Annotated in this window: 10 protein-coding genes and 1 pseudogene; 7 read left to right on the forward strand and 4 right to left on the reverse strand. The window is 54.7% G+C overall.

Annotated features, from left to right (window positions below):
• Window positions 1-37: 37 nt before the first annotated feature.
• The 3 genes from ABE093_RS06355 (at window position 38) to ABE093_RS06365 (ending at window position 5328) form a co-directional block, all read left to right on the forward strand.
• The gene (locus tag ABE093_RS06355; protein WP_430759985.1) at window positions 38-1084 is read left to right on the forward strand and encodes a DNA cytosine methyltransferase; all 1047 of its coding nucleotides are present in this window, start codon (window positions 38-40) and stop codon (window positions 1082-1084) included.
• On the forward strand, window positions 1081-3174 hold the full coding sequence (locus ABE093_RS06360) for a BbrUII/HgiDII family restriction enzyme (protein ID WP_430759986.1): 2094 nt from the start codon (window positions 1081-1083) through the stop codon (window positions 3172-3174). The genes ABE093_RS06355 and ABE093_RS06360 overlap by 4 nt, the downstream gene beginning before the upstream one ends.
• A 132-nt stretch (window positions 3175-3306) precedes the next feature.
• A complete protein-coding gene (locus ABE093_RS06365) occupies window positions 3307-5328 on the forward strand; it encodes a BbrUII/HgiDII family restriction enzyme (protein WP_430759987.1) in 2022 nt (673 codons plus the stop codon).
• 60 nt (window positions 5329-5388) lie between these two features.
• Here ABE093_RS06365 and ABE093_RS06370 read toward each other — a convergent pair whose 3' ends face one another.
• Together ABE093_RS06370 and ABE093_RS06375 are read right to left on the reverse strand one after the other, a co-directional pair.
• The gene (locus ABE093_RS06370) at window positions 5389-5736 is read right to left on the reverse strand and encodes a hypothetical protein (protein ID WP_430759988.1); all 348 of its coding nucleotides are present in this window, start codon (window positions 5734-5736) and stop codon (window positions 5389-5391) included.
• Window positions 5730-10529: an RHS repeat-associated core domain-containing protein gene (locus ABE093_RS06375; RefSeq protein ID WP_430759989.1), complete on the reverse strand. Its 4800-nt coding sequence runs from the start codon at window positions 10527-10529 to the stop codon at window positions 5730-5732. The genes ABE093_RS06370 and ABE093_RS06375 overlap by 7 nt, the downstream gene beginning before the upstream one ends.
• A gap of 342 nt (window positions 10530-10871) precedes the next feature.
• Here ABE093_RS06375 and ABE093_RS06380 point away from each other — a divergent pair.
• A pseudogene (locus tag ABE093_RS06380) lies at window positions 10872-11462 on the forward strand (ATP-binding protein); the annotation flags it as partial.
• A 64-nt stretch (window positions 11463-11526) separates the two neighbouring features.
• Window positions 11527-13272 carry a potassium/proton antiporter gene (locus ABE093_RS06385; RefSeq protein WP_430759990.1) on the forward strand — a complete coding sequence of 582 codons (1746 nt, stop codon included), beginning with the start codon at window positions 11527-11529 and terminating at the stop codon, window positions 13270-13272.
• A gap of 21 nt (window positions 13273-13293) precedes the next feature.
• Here the strand turns inward: ABE093_RS06385 and ABE093_RS06390 are convergent, their stop codons facing one another.
• Window positions 13294-14175: a BPSS1780 family membrane protein gene (locus tag ABE093_RS06390; protein ID WP_430759991.1), complete on the reverse strand. Its 882-nt coding sequence runs from the start codon at window positions 14173-14175 to the stop codon at window positions 13294-13296.
• Window positions 14176-14177: 2 nt separating this feature from the next.
• Complete coding sequence (locus ABE093_RS06395; protein WP_430759992.1) at window positions 14178-14900, reverse strand: glutamine amidotransferase; 723 nt, start codon at window positions 14898-14900, stop codon at window positions 14178-14180.
• A 68-nt stretch (window positions 14901-14968) separates the two neighbouring features.
• Here ABE093_RS06395 and glyQ point away from each other — a divergent pair, with 68 nt between their 5' ends.
• Window positions 14969-15889, forward strand: a complete 921-nt coding sequence (gene glyQ, locus ABE093_RS06400; RefSeq protein WP_430759993.1) for a glycine--tRNA ligase subunit alpha — start codon at window positions 14969-14971, stop codon at window positions 15887-15889.
• Window positions 15886-16521: a glutathione S-transferase family protein gene (locus ABE093_RS06405; protein WP_430759994.1), complete on the forward strand. Its 636-nt coding sequence runs from the start codon at window positions 15886-15888 to the stop codon at window positions 16519-16521. Before glyQ ends, ABE093_RS06405 begins: the two co-directional genes overlap by 4 nt.
• The last annotated feature ends 15 nt before the right edge of the window (window positions 16522-16536 follow it).

The following is a 16536-nucleotide window of genomic DNA, read 5'->3' on the forward strand; positions in this document are numbered from 1 at the left end:
GCATATTATTTAGGCCTGCTAACGTAAGGGGTATGATATGGCCAAACATGAGATTTCCGCAGTTGATCTATTTTGCGGCGCTGGTGGCTTGACCTACGGCTTGGCGAAGTCGGGTATTCGTGTCGCTGCGGGAGTTGATGTTGACAAGCACTGCGAATATCCATACGAACAAAATAACAATGCGAAGTTCATAAAAAAGGACGTTGCGGAAATCACTGCCGAGGAACTATCCGGCTGGTTCGTACCGGGCACAATTCGGTTGCTCGCTGGTTGCGCGCCTTGCCAACCATTCAGTGCGCATACAAAAGGCAAAGATACTTCGCAAGATCCGAAATGGCCCCTTTTGGACGAGTTTTCTCGTCTAGTTCGCGAGATAAAGCCCGAACTCGTGACCATGGAAAATGTGTCACGCATTCAGAGCCATTCTATCTTTCAACGATTTGTAACGAGCCTAGAAAATCTCGGATATCACGTCGCTTGGGAGAGTTTGTATTGCCCGAAATTTGGCATCCCTCAAGAACGACGCAGGCTTGTATTGATGGCATCTTTGCTGGGGCCAATTACAACCCCGAAGCCCACGCACCCAGCCGGCAAATACCCATCCGTGCGCAGTGCGATCGGTCGCCTACCAAAGGTTAGATCGGGTGAGTATTTGCAAGATGACCCACTGCATCTTGCCAGAGAAGTTTCTGACATCAACCTCGAGCGCCTGAAGAACTCTAAACCGGGGGGGACATGGCTGGATTGGCCCAAGAGCCTCCGTAGCCCTTGTCACATCAAGTCTTCGGGACGCTCATTCAAAAACGTTTATTCACGAATGGAGTGGGACCACCCTGCTCCAACGATTACAACGCAGTTCTTCAACTTTGGCACTGGCCGCTTTGGTCACCCCGTTCAAAATCGAGCGATCACACTGAGGGAGGGAGCAATACTACAAAGCTTCCCTGCTAAATATCGTTTTACTCAACCACGCCAATTACCGAAGATGTCTCATATCGGTCGCTTGATTGGAAATGCTGTACCCCCGAGGTTGGCCGAAGTCGTAGGGCGTACATTTGTAGCTCATGTCAAGGAGCACAGGTGAATACGCCTCCCGCTCAAGGGCCTCTGCGTTTCACGCTGCATATTAACGTCTTGCATCACCTTGGGATGAAGCTGTACGCCAGCAGCCCCTCTATTTTGGCGGAGCTCGTTGCGAACGCATGGGACGCTGATGCAAAAACAGTCAAGATTGAGGTCATAGACAAACCAAATGGTGCGCAGCTAACTATTTCAGACAACGGCCATGGGATGACTCGTGCTGAAGTCCAAGCACGTTTTCTTAATGTTGGCTACAACCGCCGAGACTTTACGCATTCAAATACCTCGCAATCCGGAAAACGGAAAGTTATGGGGCGTAAGGGTATTGGCAAACTTTCAATGTTTTCGATAGCGAACAAGATTGAAATTCATACCCAAGCTGCAGGTAATAAGCCGGTCCGGTTCACAATTGACGTTACTGAGCTAGAAAAAGTTTCGCTAAGCGAAGCCGAGTATTTCCCCGTTGAGGATATTGACGCGCCCGAACTTCCAGGGGGGCAGGGGACAAAAATCACACTCAGTGGTTTAAATCGTTCGATCAATCGCACTCAAACATTCCTGATACCCCGCCTCGCTCGTCGCTTCGGAATTATTGGCCCCGCAAACGACTTCGTGGTTGAAGTTAACAATGAGGCTGTTACCCGGAAGTCCGCCGGCATCTACGATCACCTTCAGTTTTTCTGGTACTTCGACGATGAATCTCGCATTGAAGCAATCACCCTCGAAGCGCCTGTTGTCAGCCTGCCATCACTAGGAAAAGAGCGTGCGTTTCAGAAGCTGCCTTCAACTTTCAATGTTGAGGGTACGGCAGTCACAGTGCGAGGATTTATTGCCACAGCGGACCAGCCAAGCAGGCTTGGAGAGAAAGACGAAAGCATCAATCAAATATCTCTATTCGTTAATGGGCGCATGTGGCAAGAAGACCTGTTGGCCGAGATTGGAGATACTCGTTACTTTAATAGCTACATTGTCGGTGAAATCCATGCGGATTTCCTGGATGCTGACGGCATAGATCGCGCAACTTCTGCTCGCGAATCTATTATTCATCATGACCCCTTCTTTATCGCAATTCAGAAACATCTGAAGGATTGCCTCCGAACCATAAGAGATCAATGGGATTTATGGCGAGCTGAAGTCAATCCAAACCCTGAAGATCCGGCCATCCTGGTCATGGATGAATGGATTGATTCCCTAGGTGAAGAGAGAGATAAGAAATTGGCGAGAAAGCTTGTCAATTCAATAGGGAAAGTTGAACTTGCAAATGATGATCAAAAAAACCGATCTGCTCGCCGGATGCTTTATCGCAGCACCATGGTCGCTTTCGAAAAATTAAGGATTCGGAGTGCGCTGCATAAGTTGGATGAAATTTCTGATGTGTTCAGCCCTGAATTTCAACAGATATTCGCCACAATGGATGATGTTGAAGAAAGCTATTTCTTTGATATAAGCCGTCAGCGGCTTGAAGTTATTCAAGCATTCCAACAGAAAGTAGCGGACAAGGAACTGGAAAAGGTCATCCAAAAATATTTACTGGACCACCTGTGGTTACTCGATCCTACTTGGGAGAGAATTCCAGGGACAGCTCAAGACGAAATCACGCTCACAAAGTATTTAAAGGATAAATTTCCAAAGGATGATGATAACGGTGCGCGACTGGATATTGCCTATCGAAATCAGTCCGGAAGGCATGTTGTAATTGAACTAAAGCGCCCAGGCGTAAAGGTGGCTTACGACAAAATTCAACATCAGTGCAATAAATATCGTAAAGCGGTGACCGAATACGTCGCTCAACATGGAAGCTGGATGGATGGTGGCGGAGCACCGTCCAAGATTGCTATTTATTTTGTAGTTTCTGACAAATCGCACCTGGATTCTGACGAGATTAAGTCGCTTGAGGTAATAGGCGTTACTGTCTTGACGTATAACACTCTAATTATCTCAGCTCGAAATGCTTACAAAGCATATTTTGAGCGTCAGTCCCAAGCGCATGGCCGGATTGAGACCTTCTTGTCGCGACTCGATGATCAGGCATCAACAAAAAATCAAACGAAGCAGCCGGAGGATGATATTGACATGGCTGCCGCTATGGCTTGAAACATAACTAATGTGGGGGGGGGCTGGCACGCGAAAACTTCATGTGTCGCGCAGAGGAAATTCAATCGGTTAATCTACCAGCGGCAGAGAATCTTATTTATTTGCACTGCTCGTTCAGGGGAGGCGACAGTAATGGCAACAGTTATAGAAGAACAGCAAGGCACTCAATTTAGCCTAGAGGTTGATCTCAATGTTCTCAACCATCTCGGAATCGGGCTTTATAGCAGCACGCCAGCAGTAGTCACAGAAATCGTCGCTAATGCTTGGGACGCAGATGCAACTCGTGTTGATATCACTATCAAAGACGGCGAAATATTGGTCGCGGATGATGGACACGGCATGGGCACCAAAGAGCTTCAAGGCCGATTCCTGAAAGTTGGCTATGCGCGGCGCGAACAGCCTGGCGGAGGCACAAGCCCCAAGTTCCATCGCCCTGTTATGGGAAGAAAGGGTATCGGAAAGCTGGCCATGTTTTCTTTGGCAAACAGAATTGATGTTTGGTCAAAAATGGAAAACGACCCAGAAGTCTCCGGAGCTGTCCTTGTTAATAAGCTGCGTGAAGATATCAAGAAAAACATCAAATATGCCTTAGAGCCCGCAATCGAGACCTATGCTTGGGGGAACCAAACAGGGACGAGGATACTTTTGTCTCAACTGAATGCCGGAACGGACAAGACCGAAGCATTCCTGCGACCTCGCATTGCAAGAAGATTTAGCGTTATAGGAAACGTTTATAACTTCAAGGTGTTCATCAACGGAGCCGAAGTAACAACCCGGGACCGCGGGTATTATGGCGACCTACAATTTTGGTGGGATCTTGATGACAAAACTCGTGAAGACCAACTGAAGTTAGCGACCGCATTAGCAAGTGACGAAGATGGAAAGCAATGCGTAGAACGGTTGAACAATATCATTGTTCATGATCATCATCTCTATGAACTTCGCGGCTTCATTGGCACAGTTTTTCTTCCGAAGCAGTTGAAGAAAACAGACGACAACATTAATCAGATATCCCTATTCGCGAATGGTCGTGTCTTTCAAGAGGACATGCTCAAGGACATTGGGAACGCGAAAATCTTCAATAGCTATCTCGTCGGCGAAATTCACGCCGATTTTCTGGACGCTGATGAAACTGATAGGGCCACGGCCAATAGAGAGGCAGTGAAGACAGGTGATCCCCTAGTCACGGCTGTCCGAGAATGGCTGAAAACCACATTGGGTACGATTGCCGATCAATGGGACACATGGCGACGCCAGCAGAACGTTGACAGTGACGATGAGCAAACCAAGGTAGCCTTGGAGGCTTGGTACGCCTCTCTTGAGGATCCGCGTGACGTCAAACTTGCCAAACGGCTTGTTACGCCGATTTTGACCGCCGAGCATTCTAACGACGAGCAAAAAAACCAACAAATCAAACGAGATTTGATTCGCAGCGCGATCATTGGATTTGAAAAGCTCAGGATTCGAAAAGAACTTGATCGCTTAGATCAAATACAAGATGTTATGTCCGTCGAATTCCAGAAAATATTCCACCATCTCGACGACATTGAGGCTACTCATTACCACGAAATAACTCGTTCGCGTCTACAAGTCATTGAGAAGTTCGAAAAAGAGATCGTGGACACTCGCGCCTTGGAAAAGGTGGCGCAAGAATATCTATTCGAACACCTATGGTTACTTGATCCAACTTGGGGCCCAGTCGGCGAAAGCAAGATCATGGAGCAAACATTAACAAAAGAACTTAAGGCAGTTTCACCCGACAACGAGACGGGAGCGCGTTTAGATATTGCTTACCGTACCTCCACTGGCAGACATGTAATCGTGGAATTGAAAAAGCCAGGATTACGCGCTATAGATGTTCAAGACCTAATTAAGCAGGGAAAGAAGTACAAGGCTGCTGTTACCGAATACTTGAGGACGCACCCAGATGTTGCAGGATTTAATGGGCGCCATCCCCCAGTTGACGTTTATTTCGTTACTGAGGAATTACCTAGGACAACCTTTGGCGATGCACTTGATGATCTTCGCAAGCAGGATATGCAAGCGTTCACGTACAAGGGGATGATCACAAATGCTCGTCGCGCTTACCAGGAATATCTTGATAAGACGCCAGACGTTACAAAAATCGAGGACATCATTCGTAATATCAACTAAATACTACAGTTGATGGCTAGGAGCCTAACCATGAGCTCCTGGCCATTTCTTATTCGCACTTCAATTTGTATGTGTATTTTCAATTGATTGATTCACTACTGGCCGATAAAAGCCACGCAAATGTACGCTATAAAATAAATTATCTGGAACCTTATTCGCTTGGCAGCAATCGGCTGAAATTAATTTCAACTCTCTGGTCCCCCACCAATACTGTTTTGTCCAAGCCACAAATTCTTTCGCCGTTGCATCTTCAGTAGGCGGGCCAAGTCGCGCATATATCTGCGAGTTAGATTTTCCAGTCAATCCTTCCCACTCTTGAGGGAGGTTGCCAATTTGTATGCGTACTATTGCGACCAACAGGCCCAAGATAGCCAACGCGACGACTAGTACTTTGTTTCGAATTAACATGTGCATCTCCTATAAACCGGAACACCCCGAGGCTTATCGCCGTTCCACGGCCATCCCGTGACATGCGACCCCGAACTGGTGCCTGCGCCAATTGAAGTTTTGCCGGGGACGAGTACGATTGCAACGTGTCCAGATGCATCAGTGTATTGGTGCGCAATTGCCACCACATCTCCTGGCTGTGGGTCATGGACAACTGGAAAATTCGGTATTTCTGCGGAGGGATCGCCCCAAGTTCCCGCTGATATTGCCCCCCCAAACCCAGCCCATCGCCTAGGTTGAACACCTGTGGGCTCAAGTACATCGCCGACAAATATGTTGCACTTATTGGTTCCGGGACCAGGCCCCTTATTTCCCGCGGCACTATATTCCCTATCGTTATTCATAGCCATTGCCCGACTCACAATATCTTTGCACCTACAAGAGCCAGGGGGGGTCGACCAGCTTCCATGCCCTTCCAAACCCTGAGGGTCAGCTTCACTGAAAGGATTGCCGTCAACGTAGCTATATGTCGCATTGCTCGTTTGAAGCCCCAATGGATCGCTCTGCACGTAACGACCAGTAATAGCTTCGTAGTCGCGATTCCAGTTCTGATTAAGCCCAGAAACGCTGTCGTAGCGCTGTCCGGAGAAGCGCATATCGAGTGAGAACAGTATGCCATCGCCGTCCGGATCTTGATCCGGTTGCACGCTGCCGAATGCCTCTCCAGTTAGTGGCCAGCTCCAGATCGCGACATTGCGTGTGGCATCAATTACTGCTCGTGGTGTACCCAGATGATCAGGCTCGATATAGGCCAGCGCGGATACCGCATTTGCGGTCGTAACAATACCCACCGGAAGGTCATCCAACCAGATTATTTGCTGCTTTGGATCTCCAGTTGATGAATACTCTCCCATCCAGTGGCCGCTTTCGTCGTAGGCATAGATGCTGGTGCTTACCCCCTGCCGCAACACCTGCTGCCCATGACCGTCGTAGGCGTACTGCACAGATGTTGTACCTAGCTGCACGCTCCCCATTCGATTATCGGGGCCATAGACATATGTTTTTCCAGCCCCAGCATCCGTGGTATTACCTACCGCGTCGTAGCTGCGTGTTAGCGCGGCGAGCTGAGAAAGATGATGGCTGCTCGTATCATATGTGTACGCCTGAGTTCCACTGACTATGCTCTGCGTTTGCGTACGGTTTCCTGTTGCGTCATAGCTCCAGGTGTACAAAGGTGAACCCAGCCCGTTCTGCTGTTGCGTTAATCTGTTCAGGCCGTCGTACACGAACTTATTGAGGTCGGTAGTCTGCGTGCCGTCTTTGAGCGCGCCAAGATTGCCCGCAGCATCATAGCCATAGGAATAGCTCAGCCCACCCGACTGGCTGTCATAGATGCTGTTGGGCCGATAGTCGAGCGTCAGCGTTTTATCGAGGTGGCGGCCATTTCCGTAGTTCCAGCCAATTGCTGGGCCGAATGGCGCATAGACAACACTTGAGACGACTACTGCACGGCTACCACTAGCTGGTGTATAGCCAACCTCACTGATCTGTCCAAGTGAATTACGCACGTAATCCACGATGCCGCCATCGGGATAGATCAAGGTTTGCACGCGACCATAGACGTCGTAGGTATATCGAGTCACTTGCGATAGACCCGCCACGGCCTGGACTTTGCGCACCATCTGACCCCAACGATCGTAGCAATACTGGGTAGTCACCCCCCTAGTCTGCATGCCGGTCAGTTTTCCAATTGCTGTTTGCTCTCCCGCGAGACAAACACTTTGAACGGCGTCATAAGTGTAGCTCTGGTTATAACTGCTGTCCGAATATGCCACAGCGATAACACGATTTATTGCGTCGTAAGTGTAGTTGGCATTGATGCCACGAGCATCGGTCTGGCTTACACGATTTCCGACTAAATCGTAGGTATAGCTAGTCGTTCCAGTGTCTGGACTTACGAGTTGAACAAGGTCCCCGAAGCCGTTGTAGCTATAGCTGGTAGCCAGTCCTTTTGGGTCAATCACCTGTGTCAGATGATCATTGGCGTCATAGCCATACTGTGTAGCGGCATTGACGCCACTGGTATCTTGCAGAGTCTGCGCCAGACGCCCTAAGGGATCGTAGCTTTTGTCCGTACTGTGACCTAGCGCGTCACTCATCTCAGTGACATTGCCATTCGGATCATAGACATACGTCGTAGCGTGATTGTTCGCAGTTAAATATTGCTGCAACTGGCCTATCTGGTTATAGACTCGCGACAGGGTGCGGGTCAGCGCTCCATTCGGATCACTAGTGTCTTCCTTTGTCCTGTTTCCCGCATTGTCTAGCGTGTAATGAATTTTGTTTCCGGCACTATCGAATACATCCGTTAATCGGTGCGCGTTGTCGTATGTAAACGCGGAAAAGCTGTTATCCGGCTGATATATAAAGCTGACGAGACCAGTAGGCCAATATTCGATTCGGGTTTGACGATCGGGTCCTATGCCGCCACCTCGCACGGTTTTGCTCGATAGCCAGCCTCGTGAGGTATAGGCAAAGTCAGTAATCACGCCATTCGTATCTTTTACCGACAAGACATGGCCCGCGCCGTCATATGCCAATATCTCTATAACCCGCCCAAGCGCATTAGTGGTTTTCCAAAGATCCCCCTTGCGATGCGCACATGTGGTTGGCGCCGAAGTGCAAGCAGGATCATCGCTCAGGTAATAGCTATAGGTACTGACGTCATTGACATCAGTACGCGGGCCATTGATTGACAGCACCAACCCAATCCGACCGCACGCAGTGGCATTTTCACAATAAGTTGTTGTCGTAGTCCGTGCTGCGTTGGTTGTTGGATCAATATACGAATGTGTTAACGCCTGTCCGCGGGCGTTATACGTCCAAGTTTCTTTCGACTTCAAAACATTATTGACGTCAAAGACTCTTCTGGCAGTAATGAGATTTAGACTGGGCTCGCGATCTGTTTCAATACGCCGCTGTTGGACGGTACCGACTGCCTCAGTCCGGCTGCTCTCATAAGTTGGCGTATAGGAGTAAGTCGTTACCACCCCGCGCGGATCAGTGCCCTTTGTGACACGTGAGCCGGCATCATATTCATATGCTGCAGCACCAGAATTATCGACAATGGACAGCGGCTTACGATACGCGTCGTTTTTGTATTGGTAGGTGCGAATTTGACCGTTGGCGGTTTGCACTGCCGCATGAGTTCCGTCCGGATACGATATTTGCGTGGTGTCGACTGGATTGCCGTTGTCCAAAAGGACGCTGGAAATTACGCGGCCATACTGGTCATATCCAAAGGTGCCGTAACGCTGCCCGTCTTCAGAAATGATGCCGGTGAGCAGGCCCACCCCGCCACTTGGTGCAAGACCTGCTTCTCCATAGACATATCTTTTGATTTGCCCATTGCCGTAATCAACGGACACCAAATTTGAATTCTGATCGTATCCGTATTGAATAGTGCGGCCATCTGGCAGCGAGATCCCGCTTAATTGCTGGCCGGCATAACTGAAAGTCAGAGCCCTTCCTGAGCCATCCACCACACTCTGTATTTGTGGTGAATATGGATTCACATAATTGATCGTGACATCGCGCGATGGATCCGCAGGATTTCGAATTGAGGTTAGAAACCCGATCCAATTGAAATGCTTGATGTCCCCATCCGGCTCCAAATACTCGCTTTCGCCATTTCCGGCTTGAAAATTGAAAATCCCACCACCGGTATTTGGCACAAGTATCGTGTTTGCGGAACTATCGTGTGACAGATCATAAATATAACCATCATCTCTGAACAACTTGTCCGCCGCACTCCCACCGAATGCGATATCACCAAAAGTATGCGTCCAACTAGGAGCGCCTGCCGATGCGCTTACTGAGTGGTAATAACGCGTATATTTCCGGCCAGCAAATTCGAAGTCCTCCTCCTCTCGAGATTTATCACCTGTCGCCGCATGACAGGGATTGCAATTATTTTTGTCGGACGCAACTTGCTTGATGGCTTTCAGAATGACGTAATCTTTTGATTCGCACAAATTGGGCCACACAATAGTGCGGACCCCTGGGTAATACACGTAGTTATATGCCTGAGGGCTGATTACATTTATGGGCTTGTAGTCCGTTGGACATTGGTAAACCGTGTCTCTTTCTATCGGTAGCGCATCTTCATAAATTGAATTACCGCATTGCAATTTGTAGTGATATCTACGGTAAGGAGGCGGATCGGTGTTGGCCCATGATCCTATGCCACTACGGACGATTCCAAAGACACTGCCTTCCTCCACCGGATACGACTCTTCGTATGGCAAAATATAGTTGTATTCGAAGTATCCACCAGCATCAACACATTGCGTGTCTGAAGAGCTTTGCTCATCAATCAAAAGTGATGTGACTCCTGCAACAGCTTCATTTTCATCCACACAAGCTCGCATCGGATAGTCTGCGGGAAATCCAGCAGGCCGCGGGACTTGCTGACAAGTTGTCACAGGACTACTTCGCGTACCAGTCGTATAGCCTGTCTGATAGAACGCTATCGGGGCTTTATCGTCAGTCTTGTATACATACGCGTTGTTCACTCCCTCCATACGCTCCGCAACCTTTTTCATCTGCGGGTGATCTGGCAAGGAATTGCTGATCGCTTGAACGGCCTGATCTAGGGTGGGATAGCAAGATGATTGATAGCAGTAATTCTCGACCGGCGGCGCACTCGGCGGCAGCCCCTGTGTCTGCTGCGCGGCACTTTCGGGTACAGCGCCGCTTCCGATTACGGCGCACAACGCCGCGATGCCCAAGACAAGGCTAGGCCTGATTTTCATTGCTCTCCCCTAAATTGCCCCTCCACCGACCCTAGCACAAATATGTGACTGCATAGTCATAATATTTGCGTCTGCGCTCGTATTTATTTCGTCGCCCCATTCATTTATTGAACGCGAATTTGCCTAGCGATGCCCAAGCTGCCAGTAACTTCAAGGTAATGGGGCAGCTTTGATTTTCGTTAATCGGCGCAAGTCCTCTTGCCCAATCTGGGAAGTGGGAGTAGCTATGAGCTAACGCCCTCTTATGGAGACTTGCACTCGCGTCGCTATCTTTTGTTTGCATGTACTGAACATGCAGCGCAAGAGACCCTCTTCGAAGGGATCCTTGGAATCTTCCAGTCCGAATGGGATCGCCGCGCGCTGGAAATGCTGCGCGAGCCGCTGGAAACCGGCGTGGTGCATATCGCCCGCTCGGCACGGCGCACGGAATTTCCGGCTCGTTTCCAGCTCGTCGCGGCCATGAATCCCTGCCCCTGCGGTTGGGCGGGAGATACCAGCGGACGCTGCAACTGCAGCGCGGAGTCGATCCAGCGCTATCGCGCGCGCATCTCCGGACCGATCCTCGATCGCATCGACCTGCATGTCCACGTCCAGCGCCTGCCGCCCGCGGAATTGCGCCCCGATGCGCCACCGGGAGAATCCAGCGCCGTCGTCCGTGAACGCGTCCTTGCCGCGCGCAATCGCCAAATGCGTCGCGCCGACACGATCAACAGCCGCCTGCAGCCACGCGAGGTGATGCGCGATTGCCGGCTCGCGGCGGACGACCAGCGCCTGCTCGAAACCGCGGTCGAACGCCTGCAACTGTCGGCGCGCGCGATGCATCGCATCCTCCGTGTCGCCCGCACCATTGCCGACCTCGACGGCAGCGCCGGGATCGCCACTCCGCATCTCGCGGAAGCTCTGAGTTACCGACCGGCAACGCCCTACGCCTGACTGTCGGCGCCATGCAATGCGGTATTGCTAGCATGGCCTCATCCCCTGGTCGACGGATGCGCGCTTGGAGCAATTGCACCACATCGACAACCGCCTGCTCGGCTATGCCGTCCTGGTCCTGGCCGGGATCGGCTCGTCGCTGCTTGCCCGCCGTTTCGGTGCACCGTTGTTGCTGGTCTTCCTCATCCTTGGCCTGTTGCTGGGCGTCGATGGCCCCGGCGGCATCCGCTACGACGATGCCGGCTTCACCTATCAGATCGGGGCACTCGCGCTCTGCCTGATCCTGTTCGACGGCGGTTTGCAGACGCGTGCATCGCAGGTGCGTGGCGCGATCCGGCCGGCACTCGTGCTCTCGACCATCGGCGTGCTGGTCACCGCATCGCTGACCGCAGTCGCTGCACACGTGTTGCTCGAACTGCCCGTGCTGCAATCGTTATTGCTCGGCACGGTGCTTGCCTCGACCGATGCCGCCGCGGTGTTCTTCCTGATCCGCGCACGCGGCCTGCACCTGGAGCGGCGCACCGCCAGCACGCTTGAAATCGAATCGGGTGCGAACGACCCGATGGCGGTGTTCCTGACCGTCGCACTCAGCGGCTGGATCGCCGGCAGCGGACACGGCAGCGTCGCGGCGATCGCGTTGCAGGTGGTATGGGCGATGGGTTGCGGCGCGGTGATGGGCTACGGCGGCGGTCGCCTAATCGTCGCCGCGCTCAATCGCTACGACTTCCCGTCCGGCCTCCATCCCTGGCTGGCGATGGCCGGCGCGGTCACGTTGTTTGCGCTCACCAACCTGATCGGCGGCAGCGGCTATCTCGCGGTCTACGCAGCCGGCGTGATCGTCGCCAACCGCCCCGTGCGCGCGCGCAGCGAAGTGTCATCGGTGCAGGACGCCGCGACTTGGTTCGCGCAACTGGTGATGTTCCTGCTGCTCGGCCTGCTGGCCACCCCACATGCGCTGTTGAACGTGATGTGGCCGGCGCTGGGCGTCGCCGCGTTCCTGATGTTCATTGCGCGTCCCGCCGCGACCTTGTTGTGCCTGCTGCCGTTCCGCTATCGCTGGGGAGAGATCGGCTTCATCTCCTGGGTCGGTTTGCGTGGTGCGGTCAGCATCTTCCTGGCGTCGATTCCCTTGCTGGCGCAATTGCCGAACGCATGGCTGTACTTCAACGTCGCCTTCGTCGTCGTGCTGGCCTCGCTGGTGATCCAGGGCTGGACGCTGGAGCGCGCCGCGCATGCCTTCGGCGTCGCGGTGCCGCGCAACGATCCCGACACCCGCCGCGTCCATCTCGATCTCCCGGGCCAGCTCGATTACGAACTGCTCGGCTATCGCGTGGCGCCCGGCGCGCGCGCGCTGGACACCACGAGCTGGCCACTCGACGTCCGCGTCGCCATGGTGGTGCGCGAAGGCCGCATCCTGCAGGGCGAGGAAATCGACGGACTGCGCGCGAGCGATTACGCCTACATGCTGGCCCCGACCACCTCCGCACGCCGACTCGACTGGTATTTCGCCGGACGTGGCGCCGAATCGGGAAGCGCATTGCAACCGGGCTTCGGCGAATTCCAGTTCGGCGGCGATGCGCCGCTCGGTGACATCGCCGAGTTCTACGGCCTGCACCTGCCCAAGCGCTTCGCCAAGCACACCGCCGCGCGATTGTTCGACGAACGCTTCGACGAACAACCGCAACCCGGCGACCAGCTTTCGATTGGCAATGCCATCCTCACCGTGCATCGCCTGCACGACGATCGCGTCGCGCAGGTCGGGTTGCGACTGGTGCCGCTCAGCGAACGCCTGCTGGGAGGATCGCAATGATCGAAAGCGATCCTGCCCGGCTCAAGCCTGCAACTGCCCCGTCGGCAGCGCGGGAGGAACGGCTTCCTGTCCCAGCATCGATCGCCAGGCGCTGACTGCGGCAGCGGCCATCACCGGCGCAAACACCGCCATCATCGTGAACTGGACCACCAATGCCTGCGCCAGCTGGCCGGCAACCAGTCCGATGATCACGCCGAGGATGCCGGCCAGCATGGCGATGCCGACAAACATGATGGCGATCAGTACGATCAGAACCACGATCGCCAGCAGGTTGTTCAGGCATGCACGCCAACTGTCGCGCAAGGCCGCAGCCACATTCTTGCCGCCAAGCATGATCGCGGGAATGGCGACGAACGTGATGAAAAACACCGCGATCCCGATCACCACCGAACACAGCATCCACAGCAGAACGCCGCCTGCAGGCAACGACGCCAGCAATGCAGGATCCGGTTGCGCACCCGGTTCACGCATCTTTTCGAACATCGCGACCATCGTGCGCATGTTGTCGGCGCCGATCAGCACGAACGCGAGCGCGACGATCAATACCGCTCCGGCGAGCTGCGGCAGCAACGTGGCCAGCAAGGAAGGCACTTTCTCCTGCCTGAACGGTTCGAAGTAGGTCGCCACACCGACATGACGCCCTGCAGCCACTTCATGCGCGGCCCAGACCAGTCCCGCCGTCAGGATCGGGGCGACGAGATACCACACTGTCTGCACCACGAATCCGGCCGGCGGCAACAACAACACAATGCCGGCCATGACCGCCGCGAACACGCCGTACAGCACGCCCATCACGCCGAATCCGCCCGGCGATGCCTTCAGCAATGCGAAGCCGTCGATCAGCCATTGCGCGCCGGCGGATGCCGGGACCTTGCGGATGTTGTCGGGCGTCGTTTCGTCCATCGTCATTTGGTTCCGTGATTGCGTGCGTGCTGGATGAAGCGGCGGAGCACCTTGCGGGCCACCGGCGCAGGCGCAATCGTACGCGACATCGCGTCGGGATCATGTCCTTCCGCGCGCAAGGTGTCGGCGCGGGCGCGCACGTAGCCATGCATGCGCGCGGCGCTGAATTCGGGATGGAACTGCAGGCCCCAGGTCGCCCGGCCCCAGCGGAAGGCCTGGCAGGCATCGAGGTCGGAGGTCGCAAGCAACACGCCACCTTCCGGCATGCGCAGCGCGCTCTGGCGATGGGTGACCTGCGCGCGGAATGTCTGCGGCAATCCGGCGAACAGCGGATCCGTGTTGGCGGCGGTTTCCAGCCGCACGTCGACCGTGCCCATCTCGCGGCCGCGCGGGTTGTCGCCGGCTTCGCCACCCAACGCATGCGCCAGCAACTGGTGGCCGTAGCAAATGCCGAGGATCGGCATGTCGGCATGGGCGGCATCGCGCAGCCATTCGGCACTGCGCTCGCTCCAGTCGTGGCGCTCGGTCACCATCGCCGGCGACCCCGAAACCAGCACGCCGGCGTAATCGCGATGGGTCGGCAAGGCCTCGCCTGCTTCGACATCGACCACTTCGGCCTGGTCGTGGCCCAGCCCCGCGGCGACGCGGATCCAATGGGCGAATCCGCCGTGGCGGCGCTGGCTGGTCACCGGTTGTCCGGTCTGGAGGATGAGGAAGCGAGACATAAATCGGATACTGAGACGAAAGTAGATGCCATTTATACTAACGATAGTTAAATTTCCGGCCGTTCCGAATGCCTGCCGCGCGCGTTTCCATCACCTTCCAGGAACTCATCCAGCGCCTCAATGCCTACTGGGGCGAACAGGGCTGCGTGCTGATCCAGCCGCTCGACCTGGAAGTCGGCGCCGGCACCTTCCACCCCGCCACCTTCCTGCGCGCGCTGGGCCCGGAGCCGTGGAACGCCGCCTACGTGCAGCCCTGCCGTCGTCCCACCGACGGCCGCTACGGCGAGAATCCCAACCGCCTGCAACGCTACTACCAGTACCAGGTGGTGATGAAGCCGTCGCCGGACAACATCGTCGAACTGTATTTCGAATCGTTGAAGGCGCTCGGCGTCGATCCGCTGGTGCACGACCTGCGGCTGGTCGAGGACAACTGGGAATCGCCGACGCTTGGCGCCTGGGGTCTCGGCTGGGAAGTGTGGCTGAACGGCATGGAGGTGACCCAGTTCACCTGGTTCCAGCAGGCCGGCGGCATCGAATGCAAGCCGGTGCTGGGCGAGATCACCTACGGCCTCGAGCGCCTGTGCATGTACCTGCAGAACGTCGACAACGTGTTCGACCTCGTCTGGACTTACGGTCCCGATGGCACTGCCGTGACCTATCGCGACGTCTACCACCAGAACGAAGTCGAGCAGAGCACCTACAACTTCGAATATGCCGACGTCGCCGAACTGTTCCATCGTTTCGATGCCTGCGAAACCGAAGCGATGAAGCTGGTCGAAGCTGGCCTGCCGTTGCCCGCCTACGAACAGGTGATGAAGGCCAGCCACAGCTTCAACCTGCTCGATGCCCGCCGCGCCATCAGCGTGACTGAGCGCCAGCGCTACATCCTGCGCGTGCGCAAGCTGGCGCAGGCCGTGGCCGAAGCCTACTTCGCCCAGCGCGAGAAGCTCGGATTCCCCGGGCTCAAGCACAAGAAGGACGCTGCATGATCCTGATCGGAATGTACGACTCGCCATTCGTGCGGCGCGTCGCCATCAGCCTGTCGCTGCTCGGGCAATCGTTCGAACACTACAACTGGTCGGTAGGCAAGGACGCGGCGAAGATCCGCGAATTCCACCCGCAGGGGCGCGTGCCGGTCCTGGTCCTGGACGATGGCGAGGCATTGACCGAATCGGCGCTGATCGTCGACTGGCTCGATCGCCTGCCCGGCCACGAACACCAGCTGCTGCCCGCGACCGATCCGCAGCGCCGCGATGCCTTGAGGATCACCGCACTGGCGGTCGGTGCACTCGACAAGGGCATCCTGCTGGTCTACGAACGCATCTTCCGCCCGGTCGAGATGCATCACGCGCCGTGGCTCAAGCGCTGCCGCGCCCAGAGCGAAGCGTCGCTGGGAGAACTCGACCGCATCTGCCGCGAACGCGCCGACCGCGATTGGCTGGTCGGCGACGCGATCTCGCAGGCCGACATCATGCTCGCCTGTGCCGCGACCTATCTGCGCGATGCCGTGCCAATCGATCTCGCCGCATTCCCGGCATTGCAGTCGCGTGTCGACGGCTACGAAGCCCTGCCAACATTCAAGCAGTTCTACGCTCCATTCGACGCGCCGAAAACCAATTGAGCGCGCAGGAAACAA

It is taken from the genome of Solilutibacter silvestris (assembly GCF_050574925.1).
Taxonomy (GTDB): domain Bacteria; phylum Pseudomonadota; class Gammaproteobacteria; order Xanthomonadales; family Xanthomonadaceae; genus Solilutibacter; species Solilutibacter silvestris_A.

Excerpts from the sequence above, each read along its gene's own strand:
- ABE093_RS06370 (WP_430759988.1), bottom strand. The coding sequence starts at position 5,736 with ATGTTAATTCGAAACAAAGTACTAGTCGTCGCGTTGGCTATCTTGGGC.
- ABE093_RS06390 (WP_430759991.1), bottom strand. The coding sequence starts at position 14,175 with ATGGACGAAACGACGCCCGACAACATCCGCAAGGTCCCGGCATCCGCC.
- glyQ (WP_430759993.1), top strand. The coding sequence starts at position 14,969 with ATGCCTGCCGCGCGCGTTTCCATCACCTTCCAGGAACTCATCCAGCGC.
- ABE093_RS06395 (WP_430759992.1), bottom strand. The coding sequence starts at position 14,900 with ATGTCTCGCTTCCTCATCCTCCAGACCGGACAACCGGTGACCAGCCAG.
- ABE093_RS06375 (WP_430759989.1), bottom strand. The coding sequence starts at position 10,529 with ATGAAAATCAGGCCTAGCCTTGTCTTGGGCATCGCGGCGTTGTGCGCC.
- ABE093_RS06365 (WP_430759987.1), top strand. The coding sequence starts at position 3,307 with ATGGCAACAGTTATAGAAGAACAGCAAGGCACTCAATTTAGCCTAGAG.
- ABE093_RS06405 (WP_430759994.1), top strand. The coding sequence starts at position 15,886 with ATGATCCTGATCGGAATGTACGACTCGCCATTCGTGCGGCGCGTCGCC.
- ABE093_RS06355 (WP_430759985.1), top strand. The coding sequence starts at position 38 with ATGGCCAAACATGAGATTTCCGCAGTTGATCTATTTTGCGGCGCTGGT.